Annotated in this window: 5 protein-coding genes; 1 reads left to right on the top strand and 4 read right to left on the bottom strand. The window is 34.9% G+C overall.

What is annotated here, in order from left to right:
* The 3 genes from ACY651_RS03470 to ACY651_RS03460 form a co-directional block, all read right to left on the bottom strand.
* Positions 1 to 606 (bottom strand): sensor histidine kinase (locus tag ACY651_RS03470; RefSeq protein WP_462249754.1); only part of this gene is annotated, 606 nt, incomplete at its 3' end.
* On the bottom strand, positions 567 to 1,232 hold the full coding sequence (locus ACY651_RS03465) for a hypothetical protein (protein WP_462249752.1): 666 nt from the start codon (positions 1,230 to 1,232) through the stop codon (positions 567 to 569). The genes ACY651_RS03470 and ACY651_RS03465, both read right to left, overlap by 40 nt.
* Before the next feature lie 30 nt (positions 1,233 to 1,262).
* On the bottom strand, positions 1,263 to 1,817 hold the full coding sequence (locus tag ACY651_RS03460; protein ID WP_462249750.1) for a hypothetical protein: 555 nt from the start codon (positions 1,815 to 1,817) through the stop codon (positions 1,263 to 1,265).
* 209 nt (positions 1,818 to 2,026) lie between these two features.
* Here ACY651_RS03460 and ACY651_RS03455 point away from each other — a divergent pair, with 209 nt between their 5' ends.
* A complete protein-coding gene (locus ACY651_RS03455; RefSeq protein WP_462249748.1) occupies positions 2,027 to 2,266 on the top strand; it encodes a hypothetical protein in 240 nt (79 codons plus the stop codon).
* Positions 2,267 to 2,388: 122 nt separating this feature from the next.
* On the opposite strand, the gene ACY651_RS03450 is transcribed toward ACY651_RS03455, so the two are convergent.
* On the bottom strand, positions 2,389 to 2,616 hold a 228-nt coding region (locus tag ACY651_RS03450), incomplete at its 5' end, for a hypothetical protein (protein ID WP_462249746.1).

The raw sequence follows: 2,616 nt of genomic DNA, 5'->3' as shown, positions 1-2,616 counted from the left end.
AAATCCTTTTCCATTATCGGAAGTAGCAAGCAGTATGCGGTTTTCTTCTTTACGCAAACTGATCAGCAATAAATTGGCGCCTGAGTGTTTAATGGTATTATGCAATACCTCCTGCACAATTCTGTATAAATTAATTTCTTTGTTTTGGTCAAGCCTTATCTCCTGTTCGCAACTAAACCTTACTTCCAGTTTACTTGCTTTTTTATAGGTATCAGCCAATTCCATTATTGCAGTTTTTAATCCCTTACGCAGCAAAGTATTGGGCATAAGGTTGTTGGAAATTTCACGAAGTTTATGAATGATACTGTCGATATGCTGGCTGGATTTTACAACCAGTTGCTGATCTTCTTCGCCTGCAGTTTCAATATTGTTTATTTGCAGTTTTACTGCAGATAATAATGGCCCCAGCTCATCATGCAGATCAGATGCTATTCTTCTTCTTTCGTTTTCAAGCGTATCAATTTCGGCCTGTATTTTATCTTTGTGCATACGCAGGCTTTTTCTATGATAGCTTACTGCCGTTATAATAAAATATAACAGTATGATGCCTACCAACGAAGCAACAATTAAAATAGCCTGGTAAAATTCTTCTTCTTTGGGATCCATAGTGCAGCTGTTGCAAACATCAAATTAACAATAAGATTTGAATAACTGATTATACCCTGCAAGTTTCTCCGTAAACCGCTGCTGGTATTTTTACCAAACACCGAAAGATAGGTAGAAGCTATTAAGAGGTAAAAAGCAAAAAATATAATTACACCAAGCAATATCCAAAGTTTAGGATTTTTAAATATTGCCTGCCTGTCGGGTATTACAAATTTATTAAATGCTGTTACTGCAAAAAACAATAATGCAAAGGTGTAAAGTACAGGAAAATAAACGCCTGTTTTTGTAAACCCATCTACAAAAAAAGTAAGCACCAGCCAGCAAATAAAAAAAATACTAATTACTAAAAGATAAATTTTCTTTCTATAATTAAATAAACCCCATAAATGAAAAAGCCAGGTGTAAAAAAAGAATTCGAGGTAATCAAATACATTTATCATTGCCGAAATAGCATCGTACATTTTATATTTTGTAAGTACAAAATTGGCTATCTCCACAAGCAGTGAAATTAAGGCAAGGTAGAAAAAGGGGTAATAAGATTTATCGATTGACTTATATCTTATTACCCCAATAATTACTGTAACAGCAATAGTGAGGCTTAGTATAAATTGTACTTCGCTGTTCATATATAAGGTACGAAGCTGATTAAAAATATTTTAATAATTATTAGGGCATGGAGGGTTGCACTGTCCGTGTTCTTCTCCTCCAACCTCTTCGTCTGATGATTCTGCCGTTTTCATTTGCCGGCCAGCGCTATCTGCAGTTGCTGTTTCATTAGTTGTTCTGCCTGGTTTTTGTTCAGAAAGATATAAATTTTCGCCTTTGCTGTTAACACCAACCAATACTAAACGTACGCTGCTGCTGTCGCCATTTTTCTTTATCCCGTATAAAATTCTTATGCCAACACAATCGGGAATCTGCAACAATTCAATTATTGACTGTTTGTTAAACGCTTCGCTTAATGGTATCGAAAATCCGGGACGAAATTTTAATAACGAATCTCGTTCACTTGCAAAAGCAGCTTCATAAGCTTTAATTTGTGCAAGGGGAATAAAGTGATTAATTTTTCCCAGTGCCGAAGTATCGTTAGGCACCTGTATTACAACGCCGCCGCTATCGTTATTACAGGAAGTCATAAAAAATATAACCGGCAGCAATAAAAATAATAGCCGGAGAAATGCAAAACAGGTAATTTTTTTAGGTTGTTGCATGATAAGTAAATTTAAAAATGATGTTAAAAATAAAAATACATTCCAGTAAACTTATACGTAGAACTACCTTTTTTTTATACCACAACTACGTTTAATAATCAGTAGTGCTGCGCTTGTTTTTTTATGTATGTCGTTTCATCTTTACAATACAATTACCTACTCCCGCTTTTTACCGGCAACATTAAACCTTATCACTTAAAGTAAAAGTTATGAAACAAATTATGGGTACTAAAAAAAGAACCGCACGGCTAAATATTATTGCTGCCGATATTACCGGTGCTAATTTTAACTGGGATTCTTTTGAAACAATGGCGGCATTTTATACCGAAGAAATTAAAAAAGTAACTGAGTCGCTTAACCAGCTTTCTATAATGGATGATGCCAGACTGATTGTTAATTTATGCTGTAAAATAAAATTGATGAAGGAGAAGTTGAGGAGGAGGTGGTGAAAGGAGAGTTGAATTAAAACAACTTCCCCACCTTCTCAGCACCCTAATTATTTTATAGGGATTGCCGTATTTTTTATAGGTCTGCGCCACCAAATCAGTAAGGCTTTCAAAACTTGTAGTTTCTAATACGGCATTGTCAACGCATCAACAATCACCACATTTTTAAAACTCTTTGCCAGAAAAGACATATCAGTTTCTGTCCATGTAGGGTTAGTGGCCCAGGCAATACTTTTTCTTGCAAAATCTTTTTCCCAATGCTGGCTAATAATAATTGTTTGCACAGTTAAGTTACCCATTAAAAAATCTTTAAGCTCAATAGAAAAGTACGGAATGGTGGCGATAAAATCGAT

Origin of the sequence: Ferruginibacter sp., assembly GCF_031391665.1 — a bacterium.
Lineage (GTDB): Bacteria > Bacteroidota > Bacteroidia > Chitinophagales > Chitinophagaceae > Ferruginibacter.
Note: the sequence above shows the minus strand (reverse complement) of the source record. Positions and strands in the feature narration are given on the sequence as shown.

Coding starts and splice junctions, on each gene's coding strand:
- ACY651_RS03465 (WP_462249752.1), bottom strand. CDS start 1,232: ATGAACAGCGAAGTACAATTTATACTAAGCCTCACTATTGCTGTTACA.
- ACY651_RS03460 (WP_462249750.1), bottom strand. CDS start 1,817: ATGCAACAACCTAAAAAAATTACCTGTTTTGCATTTCTCCGGCTATTA.
- ACY651_RS03455 (WP_462249748.1), top strand. CDS start 2,027: ATGAAACAAATTATGGGTACTAAAAAAAGAACCGCACGGCTAAATATT.